We start from the raw sequence: 23,152 nt of genomic DNA on the forward strand, positions 1-23,152 counted from the left end.
GGTATAGCTCAGCTGGGAGAGCATCTGCCTTGCACGCAGAGGGTCAAGAGTTCGAATCTCTTTATCTCCACCAAAAAGAACTACATTATAATGTAGTTCTTTTTTTCTTCACAAAATATTAAATTTATTTTATGTATTATTGGGAAGGAGATAAAAATTGATATTTTATAGAATAAAGCAATTTTACTGGGCTATTATGTCTGAAATCAATGGAGATGATATTAGATTTATAGAAAGTATTTTAAATATAGAAGAATTAAATTTATTTAATAAATTATCTATACAAGAACAAAAACATTCTGTAAAAGTAGCGTATGATATACAGTTTTTTTGTAAAGATAATCATAAGATTGACATAAACTTATTAGTAAGAGCAGCCCTTTTGCATGATATAGGAAAAATATATAAAGAGCTAAATATAATAGATAAATCTGTTATTGTACTATTAAATAAGATATCTAAAGGCAAAATAAAAAGATTTTTTAAAAATAAGAAAATAAATGTCTATTATAATCATGGAAAGATTGGAAGAGAACTATTAGAAAAAATAGGGTGTGATAAAAAATTACTTTACTTGGTAGAGAATCACCACAATAATAGGATATGTGATAATTTAGAATTAAGAATACTTAGATCTTATGATGAGAAGAATTAAAGTATAAGATATTTTAATAGGTATCTCTATATAAAAGAAATTACTGTAATATATGAAAGTATTTCAGTTTTTATTATATAATGTTAATATATAAGTGAAATACTTATGAATACTTTAAAGTATGTTATTGGAGGTTATAATGAATTCAAAACAAAGAAGATTATACATTGAAGAAATTCTTGAAAAAAATGATGAGCCTCAAAAAGGCCATATTTTGTCAGAAAAGCTAGGTGTTACTAGGCAAGTAATAGTTAAAGACATTGCAATTTTAAGGGCTGAAGGTAAAGATATAATAGCAACTCCAGAAGGATATTTGATTCCAAAATCAGAAAAAAACTTAGTAAAGCAGGTAATAGCAGTTTCTCATAGAACTAGTGAAATAGAAGATGAACTTAAATCCATAGTTAAATTTGGAGGTAAGGTTCAAGATGTAATCGTGGAACATTCCATTTATGGCGAAATAAAAGCTATGCTCATGATAAAAACTTTATATGATGTGGAAAATTTTATGAATAAGGTCAAAGAGCATAAGGCAGAACCTTTACTTATATTAACTGGTGGAGTTCACTTACATACTATAGTTGCAGAAAGTTATGATATACTTGAAAATATAAAGAGTGAATTAAAACATAGAAATTATATAATATCTGATTGAACTAAATTACGAAGTTATATTAATTATATTTATAAAAAAGAGGTGATTGTTCATGAAAAAGAAGATGGCATCAGGTATCTTAATAGTAATTCTAATTATATGCATTCTATTTTTAAATAGGATTGTAAGTTTTATAATTAATATAGAATGGTACAAAGAAGTGGGATATCTGACAGTGTATTTTACAAAACTTATAGCTATATGTAAGCTTATGATACCTTTATTTGTGATAAGTTTTATAGGCATTGGACTTTATTATAGGAGTTTAAGATTAAGCATTATAAAGTATAAGAAGGTTTTTGAAGTAAATAATAATAAAGTTAAAAATGAAAAAAAGATATTTTTTATTGTAGATTTCATCATATCATTTTTATTTTCTTATGTATTTGCAGCAACTTATTGGTATAGAATTTTACAGTTCAATAACTCAGTACCCTTTAATGTTAAAGATCCAATTTTAAATTTAGATGTATCTTTTTATATATTTAAGTTACCACTTATACAGTCTTTACATAGTGTAGTTTTAAGTTTAATAATTTTTTTAGCATTAATAACTCTATTTACTTATTTCATATTAAGTGTTAAAGATAAAGTGACCCAAAAAAATTCCCAAAAAGGCTTTGGTAAAATAAATATTTTAAATAGTGGATTAACAAGATTTGCAGGGAGACAGTTAGCGGTTTTAGCTGCACTTATAATGTTATGTGTATCAATAGGATATATTTTGAGGTGTATTGGACTTGTATATAGCCAAAAAGGTGTAACGTTTGGTGCCGGTTATACTGATGCTCATGTAAGTTTGTTATTTTACAAAATTATTGTAGTGGCCTCTACCGTTGCAGCCATAGTTATATTTATAAGTGTACTTGTAAGTAGATTTAAGCCTATTATATTGTCAATAACTGTAATAGCAGCTTTGATTTTAATTGAAAGTATATCTTCTACTGTAGTTCAAAATTTTATTGTAAAATCTAATCAGAAGACATTGGAACAACCCTATATAAAATATAATATAGATTATACCCGTAAGGCATTTAATATTGAAAATATTGCTGCTACCCCTTTTCAAGTTAAAGATAATTTAACTGCAGAGGATATAAATAATAATATAGATACCATAAATAATATAAGAATAAATTCTTTTGATCCTACTTTGGAATTTTACAATCAAGTTCAAATTATAAGATATTATTATAAATTCAATAACATTGATGTAGATAGATATAATATAAATGGAAAATTTAATCAAGTATTTGTAGGTACTAGAGAAATAAATAGTAAGGCAATAGATCCCAATACATGGCAAAATAGACATCTTATATATACTCATGGCTATGGTGTAGTAATGAATAAAGTTAATTCTGTAACTTCAGAAGGGCAACCTGATTTTGTTATAAAGGATATGCCACCTCAAAATTCTACAGATATAAAGTTTAATGATCCAAGAATATATTTTGGTGAAAAAAGTGATGACTATGCAATAGTTGATACTAAACTAAAGGAATTTGATTATCCAAAAGGCAGTGAAAATGCTACTAATAACTATAACGGTACTGCTGGAATAAAATTGGGGTTTGTTAATAAATTATTATTTGCAATAAATCAAAAAGACATAAATTTTCTGTTATCTCGAGATACACTAAAAGAAAGTAAAATATTGATAAACAGAAATATAAAAGACAGAGTCAGTAAAATAGCACCTTTTTTAAATTATGATTCAGATCCTTATATAGTTGTAAGTGGAGGTAAACTTTATTGGATATTAGATGGATATACTGTTTCAGATAGATATCCTTTCTCACAGCCACAAAATGGTTTAAATTATATAAGAAATTCTGTAAAAGTTACGGTAGATGCTGAAAATGGAGATGTAAATTTTTATATTATAGATAAGAATGACCCTATAGTTGAAAGTTATGCAAAAATATTTCCGGATTTATTTAAGGATATAAGTAAATTGCCATCTGATATGGTTCAACATCTTAAGTATCCAAAGGATTTATTTAATATTCAATGCAGTGTGCTCGGAAAATATCACGTAACAGATCCTGGAGTATTCTATAGTGGTGAAGATTTATGGGAAGTAGCCAAGAACCAAAAACAAGTTAGTGGTGAAAAATATTCAATGGAACCTTCGTATATGGTTATGAGACCTCCAGGTGCAAAGAAGGAAGAAATGATATTGTTACAGTATTTTAATATGAGAGATAAAGATAATATGGTAGCTCTATTTGGAGCTAGGATGGATGGTGAAAATTATGGGAAAATGATTCTCTATAAGTTTCCTCCAGAAAAAACTGTATATAGTCCGTATTTATTCAAACAAAAATTGAATCAAGATACTACTATATCTAGTCAATTATCCCTCTGGAATAAGGATGGCTCGCAAGTTCAATTTGGTGATACTATAATAGTCCCAATAAATCAATCTCTTGTTTATATAGAGCCTATGTACTTAAGAGCTAGCGGAAAAGATGGTATACCGGAAATGAAAAGAGTCATAGTATCTTATAGTGATAAAATGATATTAGCTCAAGATATAGATGATGCATTACAGCAGATATTTAATTATAAGCAAAATTCTCAAGAACAAAATCCTAGTGATTCTGAAATAAAAACACCGTCTTCTGATATTAATGCAGAAAAGCTAGAAGAGGCAAAGAGTCTATATCAACAGGCATTGGATGCTCAGAAAAATGGTGATTGGGCAAAGTACGGAGAGAGCATTAAAAAACTTGGTGAAATAATAGATTCATTACAAAAATAAAAAATATGAAATTAAATAATTTTGTTTCTTTTGAAGGGAAGATTTAATATGGATTATGATGTACTTATATTAGGTGGTGGAATAGTAGGTTGTGCAGTTTCATATGAACTTTCAAAATATAATTTAAATATAGCGTTGATTGAAAAAGATTATGATATAGCAGATGATGTAGCCTTAATAGATTCTTCTATAGTCTATGATGGACTAGAATGTGAAGATACTTTATTGGCTAAACTGGAACTCATGGGGAATAAAATTATGCCAGAGCTAGCATCTAAATTTAATATATACTTTAAAAAAAAGGGATATTTATTACTGGCGGATAGTAAAAAGAGTGAAGAAAAATTAGTTAAGATGTATGATACGGCATTAAATAGGGGGATAGAAAATATATACTTATTAACTAATTCCAAAGATATATGCAATCTAGAGCCAAGTTTAAATAAAAATACAACGAAAGCTATTTATTCCAAAAATACAGCAGTTATATCTCCATATGATTTAGCAATTTCCTATGGGGAAATTGCTTTCGATAATGGAGTTAATTTTAAATTAGGGGAGGAAGTTCTAGATATAAAAAATATATCTAAAGGATTTAGAGTAATAACTAACAAAAACAAATTTACCTGTAATATGGTTGTAAATACAACTCCAGGAGAAAGTTATAGTATAGATAAGGAAAATAAACCAGATAAAAAAAGGAAACATTTAAAATATTTCCTTTTAGAAGAAAATTCATCTAAAGCTTATAAAAATATAATTTCTATTATTGGAGAAAATGATGATAAAATATATACTATTCCAACTAAAGAAAATGGATTATTAATAGTGCTAAAGAATAATAAAAAAATAAGTAATGAAGAAGGATTGAAAAAAATTAAATATTTTATAAAAGATGTATCTGAGAAAAATATTATACCCTTCTATGATTCTACTATTTATAATGATTTTTTGATTATAGATGATAGCTTAATTGATGAAGGTTATATTAAGATATTGGGAAAGCATTATGGACAGGTCACTATGACTCCAGCAATTACTAATATAGTATGTGAAACTATAGTGAGTAATCTAAACTGTGTTTTAAAAAAGGACTTTATAGATAAAAGGAGAGAATTTTATAAATTTAGAGATCTTTCAAATGAGGACAGACAAAATATAATTAAGTTAAATAAAAAATATGGTAAAATGGTATGTTATTGCAAGAAGGTAACAGAGGGTGAAATTATAGATGCTATAAGGAGACCATTAGGAGCTCGTACTATAGAGGGAATAAAACGGAGGACAAGTGCTACTTTTGGAAATTGTAAAGGATCTCAATGTCTATGCAAAGTTGCATCAATTTTAGCTAGGGAGATAAATAAGGATATGACAGATATAATTAGAGATTCCAAAAATTCTAATATTATACTAGGTAGAATAAAAGAGTTTAATGAAATATAGTTTAGGGGGAATTAGAGATTGGTTGAAGGGATTATTTGCAATGAATGTAATAAAAAATGTACCATTAATGTAGAGATGGATAAGAATGACTTAAAACTTGCTAATAATGTGTATACTAAAAAAGAATACTGCACGAAACTACAAGTAGATAACAAATATGATATATTTACTACTGTTGTTAGAATAAAAGGTGCTAATTGTAACGTAGTTCCGGTAAAAAGCTCTAAGCCATTAGATAAAAGCTTATGGGTAGAATGTTCAAAAGTTTTAAGTAGAATACATGTGGGGGCACCTATAAAGACAGGAGATATAGTTTGCAAAAATGTTTTAAATACAAAAGTTGATATAATTTGTACTAAAAGTATTGATAAAACAAAGTAATAAATTTTTAGTTTTTACTTTATTATTTTCTACATATTGGTTATAATAAATGATGGATATGTAGTTATATGTGGATATTAGATTGATTTTATACAATCTAAAAATATAATTAGCGGATGAATAGCATTAGCTTTATATAATTATTAAAGAGAGTCAGTGTTTTGGTGTAAGTTGATATAATGATATTGTTAATTTGCCTTTGAAATATTAATAAGTTGTAATATCGTTATAATCTTAAATATAATCATCAATTGATTATTGATTAATTAGGGTGTAAGCACGGAGTCTTTGGTCCCTTGGGATATATAAGGCTCCCTTTGTTTTGTATAGAAGTTATAGATAAACTAAGGAGGATTAAATTATGTTGGATTTAAAAAGAATAAGAAATAATCCAGAAGAAATAAAAAAGCAACTTTCAAATAGGGGAGAAGATTTTGAACTGTCAAGTATTGACGAGGTAGTAGCTTTAGATGAGAAAAGAAGAAAAATTTTAGTAGAGGTAGAAGCTTTAAAAAATAAGAGAAATCAGGATTCAGCAGAAATAGCTAAGATAAAAAGGGTTGGGGGAAATGCTGATGCTTTAGTTCTAGAAATGAAGCAGGTTTCAGATAATATAAAGCAATATGATATTCAGCTATCAGAGATAAATGATAAAATAGAATATATAATGCTTAGGATACCCAATATTCCAAATCCGGCAGTTCCAGAGGGAAAACTTGATGAAGATAATGTTGAAATTAGACGATGGCTGGAACCTACTAAATTTAAATTTCAACCTAAAGCTCATTGGGATATAGGTACAGATCTTAATATACTTGATTTTGAAAGAGGCGGGAAAGTAGCAGGTTCTAGATTTACTTTTTACAGGGGGTTAGGAGCAAAACTTGAAAGAGCTATAATATCTTATTATTTGGATTTTCATACTGAAAAACATGGATATGAAGAAATATTACCACCCTATATGGTAAATAGAACTAGTATGACTGGTACAGGACAACTTCCAAAATTTGAGGAAGATGCATTTAGGGTAGCAAATAATGATTTTTTCCTAATTCCAACTGCAGAAGTACCAGTAACTAATTTTTATAGAAATGAAGTGTTAAAAGGAGAAAATCTGCCCATAAAACATGTTTCATATAGTGCATGTTTTAGAGCTGAAGCTGGTTCAGCAGGAAGAGATACTAGAGGAATTATAAGACAACATCAATTTAATAAAGTTGAACTTGTAAAATTTGCAAAACCTGAACAATCCTATGATGAACTTGAGAAACTAACCAATGATGCAGAAGATGTACTTAAAGGGCTAAAGATCCCATATAGAGTAGTTAAAATATGCAAAGGAGATTTAGGATTTACAGCGGCACTAAAGTATGATATAGAGGTTTGGATGCCAAGTTATAATAGATATGTAGAAATATCAAGTTGTAGTAATTTTGAGGATTTTCAAGCAAGACGTGTTAATATCAAATATAAAGAAACTCCAAAGGATAAGCCGAAGTATGTTCACACACTAAATGGTTCAGGAGTGGCAATAGGAAGGACAGTTGCGGCTATTTTAGAAAATTATCAACAGGATGATGGAAGTGTAATAATTCCAGAAGTATTAAGACCATACATGAGAGGAAGAGAAGTAATAAAATAGTTCTAGTGTGATATTTATTTTTAGATATTTATTTAAAAGTCAGGGTAATTTTGTGTTAAAAATAAATTTTATGTTACATATATAAATAAATTAAGATATAGAATGTTTGTATAAATATTACATAAATTAAAAATGCTTTCCAAATTTAAGTTTATGTTTTTAATATGAAGTTACTCTGAATTAGGGATAAAGATAGGAATAAAAAAATGTTGACATATACATATACTGTTGTTATAATAATACATGTTGATATTGGTTTTGGAAAGATGGTCGAGTTGGTTTAAGGCACCGGTCTTGAAAACCGGCGTACGGGTGACCGTACCAAGGGTTCGAATCCCTTTCTTTCCGCCATTAATATATTTAAATGGTAGGGCATGGAGAAATACTCAAGTGGCTGAAGAGGCGCCCCTGCTAAGGGCGTAGATCGGGTGACCGGTGCGAGGGTTCAAATCCCTCTTTCTCCGCCATAAAAGAGCGTCAATATTGATATAGTGTTGACGCACAAAAAGTCCAGTAATACTGGGCTTTTTTTCATTCTATATGGAAAAACTCATCGCCTTAATGGGCGGCTTTTTTGCTCTAATGACTGTGCAAATATGTCTTACTGGAGGAGGTTCCTCTACCAAGGTGCATCACAAGATGAGGTTGGGGAAATTACCCCAAAAAGGCCAAAGTCTTACGCTTAGTTAATAGAAACCTTCAGAAGTAATATCAGAATCAAGAAGCGGTCCGTGTATAATAGCAAGACTAAATGTTATTATTACCCTACTGGTGTTCATCAGATATATGTTACGCATGGAGGTGAACTTATGTGTAGTGAGGAAGCTATTTATAACTACTTGCAGCCAGCGACATCATGTTAAAGCCAGCTCTTCTCAAAAAATAAAATGATAAAATCGCGCCGCCAGCAATTCATATAAAACCTAAACAGCGGTGGATTCTCTGATTACAGAAAAATCGAGAGGGAATCGACCTCCCTTTGGCTTGCAGTTTTTTATTATGATACAGCAAAAAAGTAGGAAAATCAAACTGCATTTTGGTTACAAAAACTGCATTTCATTTATAAAGCTGGCTTTTCGAGTGCAAAAACTACATTTCGTTTACAAATATTCAGTTGTTGATTACAAATATTGCATTTGGTTTTACAAAGTTGCATCTCGTTTTGCTATTGAGTAAAAGAAATGGAAGGAGTTACTACAATACAATAAAATTATTATGAAAATCATTATATATTTATTTACATACGATAAATATTAAGGTGCAATTCACTTATCGAAAATTTAGTAAGTGAGTTTTTTGAGTTAATTTTAACGAGGTGGATTTATGTATGATATTGTTATTGTAGGATCAGGACCCGCAGGAGCTAAACTTGCACGATTAATCGGAGATAAATATAAGGTTTTATTGATAGATAAACGGAAATTCGAAAATGAAAACCCTCAAAGACCTACAAATAAATGTTGCGGAGGATTACTGGCGCCTGATGCTCAGAGGATAATTGCAATGTTGGGTTTAGGAATACCGAAAGATGTTTTGGTTAATCCGCAACTTTTCGCTGTAAGAACTATCGATTTAACTAATAACCTAGAAAGGCTGTATCAGCGATTCTATTTTAATATGGATAGAGAAAAATTTGACAGATGGCTGGTTTCCATACTTCCAACTGGCGTAGATAAAAAGTTTAACTCTTTATTTAAGGGTTTTGCTAAAATACCAGGAGGATATGAAATCAGATATCTTCATAATGGGCAAGAGATATCTGTAAAGGCAAAAGTCATCGTCGGTGCCGATGGTGCTTTTTCGAAGTTAAGGAGATGTATCAGTAAAGATATAAATATTCCTGAAACGTACATCTCAATTCAGGAATGGTTTGAATATTCAGATTATATACCGTATTTTACAGCAATTTTCGATGAAGAAATAAGTGACTTTTATTCTTGGATAATACCCAAGGAGAACCATCTATTATTAGGTTCAGCGCTTAGACCTAGAGAAAATACCAAAGAAAAGTTTGATATATTGAAAACAAAATTGATGAAGCTAGGTTTTAATTTTAATAACAAAATAAAAACAGAGGGTGCATATATCTATAGGCCTAAGAAGGTATCACAATTTTATGTGGGCAGGAATGATATAGCTTTGGTGGGAGAAGCTTCAGGAGCTATTAGTCCTAGTTCTGCGGAAGGGATCAGTTATGCATTAAAAAGCTCTTTGTATTTAGCTCAGAGCTTTGAAGTGGGGATAGATGGATTTTTGGAAAGATATGAGCATAAGGTAAAGGATATCAAGTTAAATTTATTTATCAAGAATTTAAAATCTCCAGCTATGTATAATCCAATATAATATTTTTTGAAAAGTTATTGAATGATTTTAAATTAATACAATTCCTTTTAATCCTCATTATTAAGTCATTTTAAATGTTACAAAGGCACAAGGAAATCCGATAAACAGTAAATGTGTTATATCAGACTTCCTATTTTATGATGTTCTAATTTACGAGTGATCATGACTTTGTTTGTCTATAACTATTTATCAATGTCATGTTTTTCAGTTAATATTTGCTTTTTTCTTTTATATTCTTCTTCGCTTATTTCACCGGATACTAATTTTTCATTCAGTATTTCAATTGGTTTTCTATCACGTCGGTAATCGTTTCTACCATTAAATGATCTCATAAAAAATACTACTATAGCGATTATAAGTAAAAAACATACAATCATCATAGGCATCATTCCCCATCCCCAATATCCATGCATCATATTAATCCCTCCTCCTAAAATTCTTGTTCAATCTATATATTTATTTATTCTTACAAATAAAATAACTTACTATACTTGCTTTACTAATTATTGAAATTTGCTACATAACTTCCTTTTTCATTACATATTTTCTTTCAAACCTATCAGCACAGTTCTGACTGCAAAAATAATATGTCCTACTATTTATTACTCGGCATATGGCATTCTTTTTAGACATATACATACCACACACAGGATCTCGTGCCATATCTACTGAATTCTCGACATATCCTGCACTGTGTTCTTCATAATCTTTCTTCATATTTTTATGATTCACATGATCGCCTCTGCAGCATCCTCCTCCTTTGGACATCATGTATATCATTACTCCAAATATTAAAAAGTAGAACCAGTTATTTGCTAAGAATTCCAAACTAAACACCTCTTTTCAATATTAAAACATGTCAAATTTTTTAATTTTTATTATTTGTATATAGTATATAGCAGAGTTATGTAGATAAAATGAAGATTTATTAACTTACCTTAAAATTTATTTACTAGGCCTTTCAGTTGTGAAAATAAGGCCGGTTAAGTCAAAGATTGAGAAAGCTTGAAATAAATACGAATGTGTAGAAAACTAAAATTGTTTATATTCATAAAGATAAAAGCTTTGGATATCTTGGATTATCTTCATAATATCTTCACAGTATTGCTTTATACTTAATTCGCAAAAGAACTAAAAGAATCATCTTTGGAGAACTATTACTTTTCATGCCTCAAATCAGAAAATAAATAAAGGTTTGGAATGTGGAAATGTTTGATGAAAATAATGAATTAATAGCATTTTTAACAGTTACAAATGCTATTATAGATTTATATGGATAAATATAGTTTCTTAAGTGAGCAGAGGTGAAAGATGGATTTTCGGACAATAATAAAACTTATGGATATTAAAACTCTTGTTGCAGGGATTGTTCCTGTAATTTTAGGTTCAGTCTATTCAAAATACGCTTTTGGAAAGTTAAATGTTGTTTACCTTATATTATTAGCAGTCGCTATGATATTAATTCAAAGTGCAACTAATATGATTAATGATTATTTTGATTATAAACGTGGTGCTGACAGTAAAGAGAAGAAAAATGAAAAAGCTCTAGTGAGTGGTGAGATTACTCTAAAACAAGTTTTAATTATTATATTTATATATGAATTTATTGCTGTTATAATTGGCATTTTTATAGCTAGCCAAACGAGCTATTATATTTTACTTGTTGCTGTTATTGGAGGTCTTATTTCGATTTTATATGCTTTTGGACCTCTACCTATTTCATATACGCCAATAGGTGAAATTGTATCTGGAGTAACTATGGGTATTGGTATAACAACAACAGTTATTTATATCCATTCAGGTATATTTAATTTAAATACAGTATTAGTAGCAGTTCCTACAGCAACTTTTATTGGCACCATATTACTATCTAATAATTTAAGTGACATAGAAGAAGATAGGAAAATTGGTAGAAAAACATTACCCATAATGATAGGAATCAAGAGTTCTGAGAGACTTTGGGTCTTTAATGTAATTATGTTACTTGTATTAACATTTATTTTATTGATAATGGGTATTTACCATATTATAGCGGTAGCAACTGTTATTTTATTATTTCCTTATAAGTCAATTCATAATTTTTTATCCTACGATAAGAGTATTTACACAAAAGGCAGAACAATGGGACTAATAGGGGAGATTGGATTAAAATATCACTTAGCAGTGATTATTGGATTATTAATATCAATCATGTTTAAGTATTATTTTTATATTTAAATTCATAATAGGTACACTCAATTATATTAAAGCTGCAGTATAAAGTTGAATTGTTAACTCTATACTGCAGTTAAATTGTATCAAATAATAGATTTTTAAGAAAGCGATTTTGCTACTTATGTTTTTCCTTTTTTTTTCAGATATAGACATCATCATCATATGGCTTAAAGGGCATAATAAAAATAAAAAGTAAGCTAGATATCTATTCCCAATATTAAAATAGTTAATAGCAATAATGCCTACTAAAGGAAGTAGACAACACACAATCATAAGTATTGAATGATAGTTTTTATGATTGTGATTAGTAATGTATATATTATTAACATCAAGATTTTTACTACTGTCATGTAAATGATTGTTGTGATTTAAGTAACGCATATTTTTTACCTCCAATAGGTAGCTTATTATTTGTATTAATAATACTAAAAATATATATAGATCTTATGGAGAAATAAAATTTAAAATAAAAATTTATAATTTAAAAAAACAATATGTGAGATATTATATAAAGCTTAACTTCATAATTTCTACATAAAAGATTAATATAATTATTATATTAAATTATTATTTGAGAGGAGTGGTAATGTGATATCTCCAAAGAAAATTCTTGTGGTAGATGATGAACAAAAAATAGTAGATGTTGTAAAAGCATATTTGGAGAAGGTGGGATATGAAGTCCATGCAGCTTATAATGGCACTGATGCAGTGAAACTATTTGAAAAGATTAATCCTGTATTAATTGTATTAGATTTAATGCTGCCAGATATATCTGGTGAAGATATATGTAAAATGTTAAGAAAAAAATCCAGGGTTCCAATAATCATGTTGACTGCTAAAGTGGATGAAAAGACTGTATTGGAAGGTTTTAATATTGGAGCTGATGATTATGTAACTAAGCCTTTTAGCCCGAAACAGCTGGTGGCTAGGGTTATGGCACACTTAAGAAGAATTGAAGAGGAGGCGGTACCACTTTCAAATATTTTATCATTCAATAATGGAGACTTAGTATTAGATGCCACTAAACATGAAGTAAAGAAAAATGGAATAACTGTGAATTTAACCTCTAGCGAGTATAATATATTAATGACACTAGTAAAATATCCTCAAAAGACTTTTACTAGAGAAGAATTAGTAAATTTAGCTCTTGAGGAAAATTTCAATGGATTTGACAGAATTATAGATACTCATATTAAAAATTTAAGGCAGAAAATTGAAGATAATTCTAGAGAACCTAAATACGTTTTAACCGTATATAAAGTTGGTTATAGGTTTGGCGGTGAATAGTATGCAAAAAAGCCTGAGAAGAAAATTGTCTTTTTCATATATGCTTGTAGCACTAATTTGTGTAGTTTTAATTAGTATACTGGCAAACTTTTTCTTAGAGAAACAATTTAAAAATTACGTTATACAAACTCACGAACATACCAGTCAGAATATAGTAAATTCTCTAGTCCAGCTGTACAGCAGCCATGGATGGAACAAAGATGTAATAGAGAGTACTGGTATAAATGCACTTGAAAATGGAATTATACTTACTGTAAAAGATTTATCAGGCAAAACAATTTGGAACGCAACATCATATAATAACGGTATGTGTCAAGCAATGCTTGATCATATGTCACAAAATATGATGAAGCTTTATCCAAATTGGAAAGGAAGCTATAAACAAGATGAGTATCCCCTAGTGAAAAATTCTGAAAAAATAGGTACTGCCATAATTGGGTATTATGGCCCTTTTTACTATAGTGATAGGGATTTGATGTTTTTAAGTACTTTAAATAAAATATTGATAAGTGTGGGAATTATTTCATTATCCTTTGCTTTAATACTGGGTGTAATTATGGCAGGAGGTTTGAGCAGGCCAATCTCACGTGTTATAGAAACTGCTGAGGAAATATCAAAAGGTGATTATAATACCAGAAGTAATGAGACCTCTAATATTATTGAAATAAATAATCTTACATCTACAATAAATAATCTTGCAGAAACACTGCAAAACCAGGAAAATTTAAGAAAAAGGCTTACTGCAGATGTATCTCATGAACTTAGAACACCTCTTACCACACTGCAAAGTCACATGGAAGCCATATTAGATGGAATATGGGAACCCACACAAGATAGAATTAACAGCTGCCATGGAGAAATAATGAGAATAAATCGTATGGTAAATGATTTGGAAAAGCTTGCTGAGTATGAGGGAGAGAATCTCATATTAAATAAATCTAGGTTTAACATAAGTGAAGTAGTTAAAAATATTATGCTTAACTTCGAAAATGAATATGCAAGTAAGGAAATTGACCTTATTTTTAATAGTAAAGATATCTTTATTTATGCTGATAAAGATAAGATAAGCCAAATAATAATAAATCTAGTTTCAAATGCTTTAAAATATACAAAACAGGGTGGTAAAGTTTTAATTCAGGTTAATAATAAAAATAAGTATCTTGAACTGATAGTTCAAGATAATGGACAGGGAATACCCAAAGAAGATCTTTCATATATTTTTGAAAGATTTTACAGGGCCGACAAATCACGAAACAGACTTACAGGGGGAGCAGGAATAGGGCTTACAATAACTAAATCTTTAGTAGAAGCACATAAAGGTGAAATAGCTGTTGAAAGTGAATTAAATAAGGGGACAACTTTTAAAGTATTCATACCTATGAAGTAATAAAAAGGTTACAATATCTCAAAATATTGTAACCTTTTTTTCATACACTTTTAGGGTGATTTCTTATTTCCGTAGTGAATTGCAGCAATACCCCCTGTAAGGGATAAATAACCAGTATCAATAAAACCAACCTGATGGAAAGCAGATTGAAGTTCAGATTTTGACATAAAGCTGTTTACTGAATCCCTAAGATAATAGTAGGCAGTTTTATCTCCTGTACCTAAATATCCTATAATGGGCAGCAGATAATTAAAATATATTGCATACATATTATTGAAAACAGGAAGTGATGAATTTGATAGTTCAAGACAAACCAATCTTCCATTTGATTTCAAAACCCTATGAATTTCAGATAAAGCTTTTAATTTATTTTTTGCGTTTCTTAAACCAAAAGCAACAGTAACACAATCAAAACTTGAATCCTTAAAGGGAAGGTCTAATATATCTCCTTTAACTAATTTGAATTTGTAATCTTCAATGGATTGATTAAGCTTGGTATTTGCCACACTAAGCATCTTCTTGTTAAAATCCAATCCAATAACTTCTGTATTTTTACCTACAGTTTTGCAGGTGTATTCTATCATTTTACCTGTTCCGCAGCATACATCTAATATCTTGTCGTTTTTATTTAGATTACATAGTCTAATGGCTTTTTTTCTCCAATAGCTGTCAATATTTAATGTTAATATAGTATTAAGCCTATCATAGTTATCTGCAATAGATGAGAAAATATTATATACATTAGTGTTATTATTCATAAGGTATCCCTTCTTTTACATAATAGGAAGTAAAACAAATATGATTAAATCCCAATTATTATAGAAACATAATAGATTTTGGAGAAGATTGTATCTTCTCCAAATAAAGATCAAATTACATACGCATTGCCATAGGCATTGAGAATAAAATTATATTTATAACTGCTAAGAATAACATTAATATTGTATAAACAGCAGAGGTACCTATTGGCTTTTTATCATCTTTACTGTTTTTTGCTATTTTATATGCAGTATAGATTGAACCTATAGTTCCTAGAAAAATCAATATATATTGAAGTGCTTGAATAGTTGGATCATCTAGTATTGCTGTAGAGGAATTAGGAATCTGCATTCCTAAAACACCCATTGCTGTGTAAATAACTGATTTACCTTCAGCAAGTAAGTGAAATAGGTTATGTGCAATATGCCCGGCCATATCTAAAGGGATAATAGCATATCCAAATTTAGTAAAATTATCTTTGACTGAAGCACCATTAAATTTTTTTGCTAATAGACTAATAAAGGCAAGTAGTAAAATCGGTATTAACATTGCTATAATGAAGGTTATAGTGAATGTTACATAATAGCTTGTTGTACCGGTGACATTTTCCAGCCATTTTAAGATGCCATTCCATATATTAAGCATGGTTATATTTTGTACAAATACAATACCCATAATTACAATTGCCAGGAAAGAAACTTCTAATTTTGGCTTTTTTACAAACCATAATTCTTTGGTTGGAACACGTGGGGTTATCCTAATTGAATTATTAGGGCAATTTTTTATACAGTGTCCGCATAAATTGCATTGAGCACTGGTGTCCATAGTTCTTGGAAACTCAAACATAGGACAACCCGGAGCTGACTTTCCTCCTTTATAGCAAGCTGCAACATTACATTTTGAACATTTTTCTGGAGTACCGCGCAGTTCAAGCATACCTGTTCTGGAATAGTTACCAGATAAACCTCCTAGAAAGCATAAATATCTGCACCATGTTCTTCTTTCAAAAAGTGCACCAGAAAGTACAACGGCTGTTGTAATCATCAAAAGAAGAACTCCAGAACCCCGGGGTGATTCTACAATACCCCAAATATGATCGCTCCAGGTAATCATAAGAAATATTCCGTCAATAATCCATATCCCATATTTTTTTAAGAATTTTGGAACAGATTTATTACCTCCAACAAGTTTCTGTACCACATCATTTAAAGTTCCAAAAGGACAAATTGTGCACCAAAACCTACCTAAAAAAAGTAAAATTATAGGTAATAGAGGCCACCATAATACCCATGTACCTGCAGTACCAAAATTGTCATGTGCTTCTGCTGGACCAGCAATGAGTTCAAATACAATAAATGCAAAGACTAATGCCACTGGCAGCTGAAATATTCCTGGATACCATTTACTTTTTATAAATTTAGCAAATGTCTGGTTATCCAACAAGTTTATATTACTTTGTTCATTTGTGGAATCATTATGTGCTATTTTTTCTTTTGCATATTTATTATAATTTGACATAGTACACCTCCCTTGGAACTATGCTCTTCTTGTTTTTTTCTTTCTTAAAGTTACAATAACAATAATAAGTACAATTGCTCCTGAAAAACCTCCAATTACAAACCAATTAGGACCGGGCTTAACAACATCAACACTAAAGGTTGTGTTTTCATCTTTTCCATTTACAGTAAACATGGTTTGTACATTCCATGTGCCTTTATCAGTAAAGTTGGCACTTCCCATATATTCACCTTTTTCACTGCTTTCTTTTAATTCGGTAGCCATTGTCTTGGAGTCTCCCATGTTCATATTCATATTCATTGATTTATCCATTTCAACTGTAACCTTTACAGCGGCATTACTTATTGGTTGATTATTTTTATCTTTTAGCATTATTGTAAAATCATTATTTCCTGTCTTTACTTTTTCACTATTAAACATAATTGAAGCATTTATACCATCAACTTGTTTATCAATTTCTTTACCTTCACTACTTGCAAATACAAGTGCTGAAAATGTTAAGCTGAAAATTAAAGTTAAAATTACACTTCTAGTTATTTTTTGATTCATTTTATAATCTCCTCTTTCATTTAATTTTATTGTTTATCCGAAGGCTACCATTGCTAACACCCCAGCTTTTTTAAATTGGAGGATAAGCACTGCTACGCCTCTGGATAAGTTCTTCCTCTAAAGGATAACGTATTCTAAGTGCTAAAGACACTAAGAATACTGTTAATAAGATTCAGATGGAGAGAAGTATTCCTCACGAGTAAACTCCATCTGAACCTAAGGAGCACTTTATGTCCAAAGGTGTTTAAAATATTTTAATTTTTGTAATTATCTCAAAGCACCTTAAGCATTACTTACTCTGGGACGCGAAAAATTTATGATGTAGTTTACTAGATTTATTAAGGTTTTTTTATAAAAAGAGTTTTTAAATGCTTCAATTGAATCTAGTGAATTTTTAGCAAAATTATGTGCATCCTCAAGAGTTATATTTAGAGCAGTATCCTGGTCCCCATCTATATAATCATCTACTATTTGATAGGCCATACCTAGGTTGAAACCATAGTTTTCTAGTGATGCAGCTTCTTCACCTGAGGCTCCAGCTAAAGCAGCCCCCAGCTTGCAGCATATTGCCATGAATAATGCTGTTTTACCTTTAATTATTTCTAAATATACTTCCTTTGTAGAAGTAGTATTTTTTGCTTGCAGAATTTCTGCAGAACACATATTTTCTGCTAATTTAACTATTTCTCTTCCATACTCTTTTGGCAATGAATTAGTAACAATAGAGAAGGCATGTGAGTAAATAACATCACCGGCTAGTACTGCTATTTTCCTTCCATATACTTTATTTAAAGTTTTTTGTCCACGCCGCAGGAAGTCATCATCAATTATGTCATCGTGAATTAAACTTGCACTGTGAATTAATTCAAGAGCAACAGATAATTGAATTAATTGATGATAAGTCTCCAGTGGTAATTGTTCGTTAATTATTTTTGAGGATAATAGTACTAAAGTAGGACGTAGCCGTTTGCCTGGAATTTTAAAAAAATGATTTAAAATCTCTTGTAATGAATCTGTTTTAAAGTTCTTATATATATTTTCTAATTCCTGCTCTACAGAGGATATTTCTCTACTTATAGGGATATACATTTCCTGAAATTTCAATTGCAATTTCACCACCTTTTTTATTTAAAATATTTAATAATTACTAGCTTTAATTAAGGTTTTAATAATAGACTATATCAATGTGTATATAATATAAATTTGATGTGAAGATGGTATGAAGATTTGAGAAAAATTAAAAAAAGTACTTTTGTTATACAATATGTATTTTTGAAAAACTCTTAAATACTTTTTAGTTCTGCAGTTTAAAAGTCTTTATGTGAAGTTTCTGTACCCCACCTGTGAAAACAATATTCAATTATAATTTTCACACTTAATAAGGTATAGATATTAGGTATACTGATAGCTTAAAGACATTTTCTGTAACTTTATAATAATTACTTGATATTGTTTTATCAAATTAGATTTTTACTTTGCAAAACTAGACAAGTCCTTGCTTCTTAATTTTTTCTGGTTTTTTAAAATTTTATTTGAATCTTCATACCATCTTCACATCAAATTTATATTATATACCCGTAAGACAGGAAATATTGAATAAATATCAAGTAAAAATATATAACTTGATTTAAATTATAAAATAAGGAGCTGATGATTCTTGCATATTTTAGTTTGTGTGAAACAAGTGCCTGATACTACAGAAATTAAAATAGATCCTAAAACCAATACCCTAGATAGATCTAGTGCACCTACTATTATTAATCCATATGATGCTCATGCTGTTGAAGAAGCAGTTAGAATTAAAAATAAATTTGGAGGTAAAGTTTCAATTATATCCATGGGTCCACCACAGGCACAGGAAGTGATTAAAAAATGTATAGAGATGGGGGCAGATGAAGGATACCTTCTTTCAGATCGTTCATTTGCAGGTTCAGATACATTGTCTACTAGTTATATACTTGCAACGGGGATAAAAAGAATAATGGATATAGAAAAAATTGACATAGTATTTTGTGGTAAACAAGCTATAGATGGTGATACTGCCCAGGTTGGTCCTGGAATTGCCAGCCGCTTAGGAATACCTCAGTTAACTTATGTTGAGAAGATAGAATCTTTAAATATCAATAAAAACAATATTGTAATATATAGAAAAATTGATAATGGATATGAGGTTGTTCAATCTGAAATGCCATGCTTGATTACTATTGAAAAAAATATTAATCAGTTAAGTTTTTCACCATTACCAAATATGATTAGAGCAGCATGCTATAAATCAAAAATTTGGGGGATTGGTTATCTTAAGGCTGATTTGACTCAATTGGGACTTAAGGGATCTCCAACTTCAGTTCGCCGCATATTCCCTCCACCTCAAAGAGCAGGTGGTGAGCTGCTCCATGGAAGTACAGAGGAAGTAGTAAAAATACTGGTAGATAAATTAAAGGAGGAAATAATTAAATGTCAGTTATAATTGCAGATTTTTGTATAGGTTGCGGATCCTGTATTCCAAATTGCTCAAATAATGCTTTGGAAATTGATTCTCAGGGCAAATTAGCAGTTAACAAAGAAAAATGCAATGAATGCGGAAATTGTGTTTCTGTATGTCCGGTGTCTGCACTAAGTATATTAGGTAATAAAAAGAGTGTACAAAAAACAATACACATTGATAATGAAAAAGATAAGATATTTTTAAATAGAAATACTAAATTTGATAAATACAACGGGGGCGTATGGGTTTTCGCCGAACAGCTTGAGGGTAAGCTTGCTTCTGTTACCCTTGAACTTATAGGTGAGGCAAAAAAGCTTGCTTCAAAATTGAATGTGCAAGTATCGGCTATTCTGCTGGGAGATAAGATTGAATCCATATCAGGGACACTTTTTGAGTATGGAGCTGATAAAGTGTATCTTATAGATGATTCAGTGTTTCATTTTTACAGGGCAGAAACCTACTACAAAGCTTTTGGTTATCTGATAGAAAAATATAAACCAGAAATATTACTAATGGGGGCAACTACTACAGGCAGGGATTTAGCTGGTGCTGTAGCCACTCATTTGAGGACAGGACTGACAGCAGATTGCACTGCACTGGATATTGATTTACAAAAAGGGGTACTTCTTGCTAGCCGTCCTGCTTTTGGAGGCAATATTATGGCAACAATAGTATGTGAAAATCATCGACCAGAAATGGCTACTGTACGTCCAAGAGTTATGAAAATGCTTGATCCAGATCCGGGTAGGGAAGGTATCCTTGTAAAAGAGACATTTAAAATTAAAGAGGAGTTGCTTAAGACTAAAGTTCTTAGAATTATTAAAGAACAGGCAGAAGATATGAAACTGGAGGATGCTAAAATCATTATAAGCGGTGGCCGGGGAATGCAAAATGAACAAGGGTTTCGACTGTTAAAGAAACTTGCAAAGGTATGTGGAGGTGTGGTAGCAGGAAGTCGTGGGGCTGTAGAGAAGGGGCTGATAGACTATAAATATCAGGTTGGACAGACTGGGCAGACTGTGGCTCCCAAATTATATTTTGCAGTAGGGATTTCAGGTGCAATTCAGCATATTGTTGGAATTCAGGGAGCTGAAACTATAATTGCTATAAATACAGATCCTGATTGTGCTATGATGAAGCTTGCCACATACAGCGTTTTAGGGGATGCATTTGAAATATTACCTAAATTAATTCAAGAGTTTAAGCAAGCATTACCTGATAACGTAAGTATAAAGGGAGGTGGCCATATTGTCTGAAAAATTTGATGCTATTGTTGTAGGAGCAGGTGTTGCAGGACTTTCAGCAGCTTATGTAATGGCTAAAGCAGGACTTAAAGTTATAGTTATTGAAAAGGGAAAGTACCCTGGAGCAAAGAATGTAATGGGCGGAGTATTATATCGTCACATGATGGATGAAATTATTCCTGATTTTTGGAAAGAAGCTCCACTAGAAAGGCCTATTGTTGAACAGCGCTTCTGGTTGATGGATGGCAACTCTGCAGTACAAACTGGTTACAGAGATATGGAATGGTCTAAACCTCCCTATAATAATTTTACGGTTTTTAGAGGAAAATTTGATCAGTGGTTTGCAAAAAAATGTATTGAAGCTGGGGCGCTTATTATCAATGAAACTGTTGTAAAAGAATGTATAGTGGAAAGTAATAGGGTAGTTGGTGTTTTCACTGACAGACCTGATGGAAAAATTTATGCTGATGTAGTGGTTCTTGCAGATGGAGTAAATTCACTGCTTTCTAAAAGCCTTGGATTTCATGGCGAGTGGAGAAAGGATGAAGTAGCTCTTGCGGTTATGGAAGAATTAAAAATACCTTCACAGAAAATTGAAGAACGTTTTAATCTTAATAAGGGTATGGGAGCGACTATAGAAATATTTGGTGATGGTACGTTAGGAATGGTAGGTACAGCTTTTATATATACTAATAAAGAACATATATCAATTGGCTGTGGTGCCTTGCTTTCCCAGATGGCTAATGAACAAGTAAAGCCCTATGAGCTGCTTGAATATATAAAACATCATCCAATGATAAAGCCTTTAATTGACGGGGGTGAGTCCTGCGAGTACTATGCACATTTAATTCCGGAAGGTGGATATAAAAGTATACCTAAATTAGTAGGAGATGGTGTCATACTGGTAGGTGATGCTGCCCAGTTTGTAAATGGTATTCATAGAGAAGGTTCAAATCTTGGAATGACATCCGGACGCTTTGCTGCAGAAACTATAATACGTGCAAAGGAACTGGATCAATTTAGTGAACGTACACTTTCTTATTATCAAAAGTTAATTAAAGATAGTTTTATTATGAAAGATTTAAAAAAGTACAAAAATGCTTCTCATGTGCTTGAAGAAAATCCACATTTTTTTAATCATTATATACCTGCAGCTAATAAAGCAATGAGTGAGATGTTTACAGTAGATGGAGTATCTAAAAAAGATAAACAAAAACTCATTATTAAACAGATGACTAAAGGAAGTTCATTATGGGGATTAGCTAAAGATGGATTTAAACTATTTAGGGCGGTGAAATAATGAGTGATATTAAAAATAAAATAAATATTGATGATAAATTGTTCTTAAATACCTATAATGTTGATACTACATCACACCTTGCCATTAGGGACCCTAAGATATGTGAAAATTGCAGGGAGAAAATCTGCACCAATATATGTCCAGCTCATGTTTACCAGTGGAAAGATGGACATATTATTGTCAGTTATGAGGGGTGTCTTGAATGTGGAGCATGTCGTATTTGCTGCAATCATGGTAATATCGACTGGAGGTATCCACGGGGAGGTTTTGGTATACAGTTTCGAATGGCATAGTATATTGAATTTTAAAAGGTTTTGGTAAATTTTATTTGCTGAGACCTTTTAGTATTACACTTGTATCTACATAAAATCCTTATAGGGTACTTTATTATACATCTTACCAAGATTGACCACAACGAGATTTAGAAGATGGAAAAATATAAAAAATAATTAAAGTAATAATACAATAATTAATCAAACAAAGATTTATCTAAAAGGAATGAAATTATAAATGAGATAAATAC

General features: G+C 30.5%; 20 protein-coding genes, 2 tRNA genes and 1 pseudogene. 17 read left to right on the forward strand and 6 right to left on the reverse strand.

What is annotated here, in order from left to right; translation table 11 throughout:
- The first annotated feature begins 157 nt into the window (after positions 1-157).
- From ACJDU8_RS20550 to ACJDU8_RS20590, 10 genes and pseudogenes are all read left to right on the forward strand, one after another.
- The gene (locus ACJDU8_RS20550; protein ID WP_406794047.1) at positions 158-655 is read left to right on the forward strand and encodes an HD domain-containing protein; all 498 of its coding nucleotides are present in this window, start codon (positions 158-160) and stop codon (positions 653-655) included.
- A gap of 139 nt (positions 656-794) precedes the next feature.
- The gene (locus ACJDU8_RS20555) at positions 795-1,310 is read left to right on the forward strand and encodes a transcription repressor NadR (RefSeq protein ID WP_406794048.1); all 516 of its coding nucleotides are present in this window, start codon (positions 795-797) and stop codon (positions 1,308-1,310) included.
- A 52-nt stretch (positions 1,311-1,362) separates the two neighbouring features.
- Positions 1,363-4,077 carry a UPF0182 family protein gene (locus ACJDU8_RS20560; protein ID WP_406794049.1) on the forward strand — a complete coding sequence of 905 codons (2,715 nt, stop codon included), beginning with the start codon at positions 1,363-1,365 and terminating at the stop codon, positions 4,075-4,077.
- A 48-nt stretch (positions 4,078-4,125) separates the two neighbouring features.
- Positions 4,126-5,520 carry an NAD(P)/FAD-dependent oxidoreductase gene (locus ACJDU8_RS20565; RefSeq protein WP_406794050.1) on the forward strand — a complete coding sequence of 465 codons (1,395 nt, stop codon included), beginning with the start codon at positions 4,126-4,128 and terminating at the stop codon, positions 5,518-5,520.
- Positions 5,521-5,538: 18 nt separating this feature from the next.
- Complete coding sequence (locus tag ACJDU8_RS20570) at positions 5,539-5,901, forward strand: DUF1667 domain-containing protein (RefSeq protein ID WP_406794051.1); 363 nt, start codon at positions 5,539-5,541, stop codon at positions 5,899-5,901.
- Between the two features lie 361 nt (positions 5,902-6,262).
- Positions 6,263-7,543 carry a serine--tRNA ligase gene (gene serS / locus ACJDU8_RS20575; RefSeq protein ID WP_406794052.1) on the forward strand — a complete coding sequence of 427 codons (1,281 nt, stop codon included), beginning with the start codon at positions 6,263-6,265 and terminating at the stop codon, positions 7,541-7,543.
- A gap of 260 nt (positions 7,544-7,803) precedes the next feature.
- Positions 7,804-7,894, forward strand: a tRNA-Ser gene (locus ACJDU8_RS20580).
- Between the two features lie 25 nt (positions 7,895-7,919).
- A tRNA-Ser gene (locus ACJDU8_RS20585) sits at positions 7,920-8,010 on the forward strand.
- A 226-nt stretch (positions 8,011-8,236) separates the two neighbouring features.
- Positions 8,237-8,385, forward strand: a pseudogene (locus tag ACJDU8_RS25985) (IS30 family transposase); the annotation flags it as partial.
- Between the two features lie 481 nt (positions 8,386-8,866).
- Positions 8,867-9,886, forward strand: a complete 1,020-nt coding sequence (locus ACJDU8_RS20590; protein WP_406794053.1) for an FAD-binding protein — start codon at positions 8,867-8,869, stop codon at positions 9,884-9,886.
- 182 nt (positions 9,887-10,068) lie between these two features.
- Here ACJDU8_RS20590 and ACJDU8_RS20595 read toward each other — a convergent pair whose 3' ends face one another.
- Complete coding sequence (locus ACJDU8_RS20595; protein WP_406794054.1) at positions 10,069-10,302, reverse strand: SHOCT domain-containing protein; 234 nt, start codon at positions 10,300-10,302, stop codon at positions 10,069-10,071.
- A gap of 100 nt (positions 10,303-10,402) precedes the next feature.
- On the reverse strand, positions 10,403-10,714 hold the full coding sequence (locus tag ACJDU8_RS20600) for a hypothetical protein (RefSeq protein ID WP_406794055.1): 312 nt from the start codon (positions 10,712-10,714) through the stop codon (positions 10,403-10,405).
- 483 nt (positions 10,715-11,197) lie between these two features.
- On the opposite strand from ACJDU8_RS20600, the gene ACJDU8_RS20605 reads away from it, so the two are divergent.
- The 3 genes from ACJDU8_RS20605 to ACJDU8_RS20615 all read left to right on the forward strand — a co-directional run bounded on the left by ACJDU8_RS20605 (position 11,198) and on the right by ACJDU8_RS20615 (position 14,774).
- Positions 11,198-12,103, forward strand: coding sequence for a prenyltransferase (locus ACJDU8_RS20605; RefSeq protein ID WP_406794056.1), 906 nt, complete (start codon positions 11,198-11,200; stop codon positions 12,101-12,103).
- A 585-nt stretch (positions 12,104-12,688) separates the two neighbouring features.
- Positions 12,689-13,387: a response regulator gene (locus tag ACJDU8_RS20610; RefSeq protein ID WP_406794057.1), complete on the forward strand. Its 699-nt coding sequence runs from the start codon at positions 12,689-12,691 to the stop codon at positions 13,385-13,387.
- Between the two features lies 1 nt (position 13,388).
- On the forward strand, positions 13,389-14,774 hold the full coding sequence (locus ACJDU8_RS20615; protein ID WP_406794058.1) for a sensor histidine kinase: 1,386 nt from the start codon (positions 13,389-13,391) through the stop codon (positions 14,772-14,774).
- 50 nt (positions 14,775-14,824) lie between these two features.
- Here ACJDU8_RS20615 and ubiE read toward each other — a convergent pair whose 3' ends face one another.
- From ubiE to ACJDU8_RS20635, 4 genes are all read right to left on the reverse strand, one after another.
- Complete coding sequence (gene ubiE / locus ACJDU8_RS20620; protein ID WP_406794059.1) at positions 14,825-15,532, reverse strand: bifunctional demethylmenaquinone methyltransferase/2-methoxy-6-polyprenyl-1,4-benzoquinol methylase UbiE; 708 nt, start codon at positions 15,530-15,532, stop codon at positions 14,825-14,827.
- Between the two features lie 115 nt (positions 15,533-15,647).
- Entirely contained in the window at positions 15,648-17,051 is a 1,404-nt protein-coding gene (locus ACJDU8_RS20625; protein WP_406794061.1) for a 4Fe-4S binding protein, read from the reverse strand.
- Positions 17,052-17,069: 18 nt separating this feature from the next.
- A complete protein-coding gene (locus ACJDU8_RS20630; protein ID WP_406794062.1) occupies positions 17,070-17,600 on the reverse strand; it encodes a FixH family protein in 531 nt (176 codons plus the stop codon).
- Positions 17,601-17,882: 282 nt separating this feature from the next.
- Positions 17,883-18,710, reverse strand: a complete 828-nt coding sequence (locus tag ACJDU8_RS20635) for a polyprenyl synthetase family protein (protein ID WP_406794063.1) — start codon at positions 18,708-18,710, stop codon at positions 17,883-17,885.
- A gap of 547 nt (positions 18,711-19,257) precedes the next feature.
- Here ACJDU8_RS20635 and ACJDU8_RS20640 point away from each other — a divergent pair.
- The 4 genes from ACJDU8_RS20640 to ACJDU8_RS20655 are packed head-to-tail and all read left to right on the forward strand — an operon-like array spanning position 19,258 to position 22,922.
- Positions 19,258-20,067, forward strand: coding sequence for an electron transfer flavoprotein subunit beta/FixA family protein (locus ACJDU8_RS20640; RefSeq protein WP_406794064.1), 810 nt, complete (start codon positions 19,258-19,260; stop codon positions 20,065-20,067).
- Entirely contained in the window at positions 20,055-21,341 is a 1,287-nt protein-coding gene (locus ACJDU8_RS20645) for an FAD-binding protein (RefSeq protein WP_406794065.1), read from the forward strand. Before ACJDU8_RS20640 ends, ACJDU8_RS20645 begins: the two co-directional genes overlap by 13 nt.
- Complete coding sequence (locus ACJDU8_RS20650; protein WP_406794066.1) at positions 21,334-22,629, forward strand: FAD-dependent oxidoreductase; 1,296 nt, start codon at positions 21,334-21,336, stop codon at positions 22,627-22,629. Before ACJDU8_RS20645 ends, ACJDU8_RS20650 begins: the two co-directional genes overlap by 8 nt.
- Entirely contained in the window at positions 22,629-22,922 is a 294-nt protein-coding gene (locus ACJDU8_RS20655) for a ferredoxin family protein (protein ID WP_406794067.1), read from the forward strand. Before ACJDU8_RS20650 ends, ACJDU8_RS20655 begins: the two co-directional genes overlap by 1 nt.
- The last annotated feature ends 230 nt before the right edge of the window (positions 22,923-23,152 follow it).

It is taken from the genome of Candidatus Clostridium eludens, from assembly GCF_045310515.1.
GTDB lineage: Bacteria > Bacillota > Clostridia > Clostridiales > Clostridiaceae > Clostridium_B > Clostridium_B eludens.

Bases quoted from the DNA above. Each gene is read 5' to 3' on its own strand.
- serS (WP_406794052.1), top strand. From the start codon at position 6,263: ATGTTGGATTTAAAAAGAATAAGAAATAATCCAGAAGAAATAAAAAAG.
- ACJDU8_RS20595 (WP_406794054.1), bottom strand. From the start codon at position 10,302: ATGATGCATGGATATTGGGGATGGGGAATGATGCCTATGATGATTGTA.
- ACJDU8_RS20625 (WP_406794061.1), bottom strand. From the start codon at position 17,051: ATGTCAAATTATAATAAATATGCAAAAGAAAAAATAGCACATAATGAT.
- ACJDU8_RS20615 (WP_406794058.1), top strand. From the start codon at position 13,389: ATGCAAAAAAGCCTGAGAAGAAAATTGTCTTTTTCATATATGCTTGTA.
- ACJDU8_RS20555 (WP_406794048.1), top strand. From the start codon at position 795: ATGAATTCAAAACAAAGAAGATTATACATTGAAGAAATTCTTGAAAAA.
- ACJDU8_RS20645 (WP_406794065.1), top strand. From the start codon at position 20,055: ATGTCAGTTATAATTGCAGATTTTTGTATAGGTTGCGGATCCTGTATT.
- ACJDU8_RS20590 (WP_406794053.1), top strand. From the start codon at position 8,867: ATGTATGATATTGTTATTGTAGGATCAGGACCCGCAGGAGCTAAACTT.
- ACJDU8_RS20560 (WP_406794049.1), top strand. From the start codon at position 1,363: ATGAAAAAGAAGATGGCATCAGGTATCTTAATAGTAATTCTAATTATA.
- ubiE (WP_406794059.1), bottom strand. From the start codon at position 15,532: ATGAATAATAACACTAATGTATATAATATTTTCTCATCTATTGCAGAT.
- ACJDU8_RS20565 (WP_406794050.1), top strand. From the start codon at position 4,126: ATGGATTATGATGTACTTATATTAGGTGGTGGAATAGTAGGTTGTGCA.
- ACJDU8_RS20605 (WP_406794056.1), top strand. From the start codon at position 11,198: ATGGATTTTCGGACAATAATAAAACTTATGGATATTAAAACTCTTGTT.
- ACJDU8_RS20655 (WP_406794067.1), top strand. From the start codon at position 22,629: ATGAGTGATATTAAAAATAAAATAAATATTGATGATAAATTGTTCTTA.
- ACJDU8_RS20630 (WP_406794062.1), bottom strand. From the start codon at position 17,600: ATGAATCAAAAAATAACTAGAAGTGTAATTTTAACTTTAATTTTCAGC.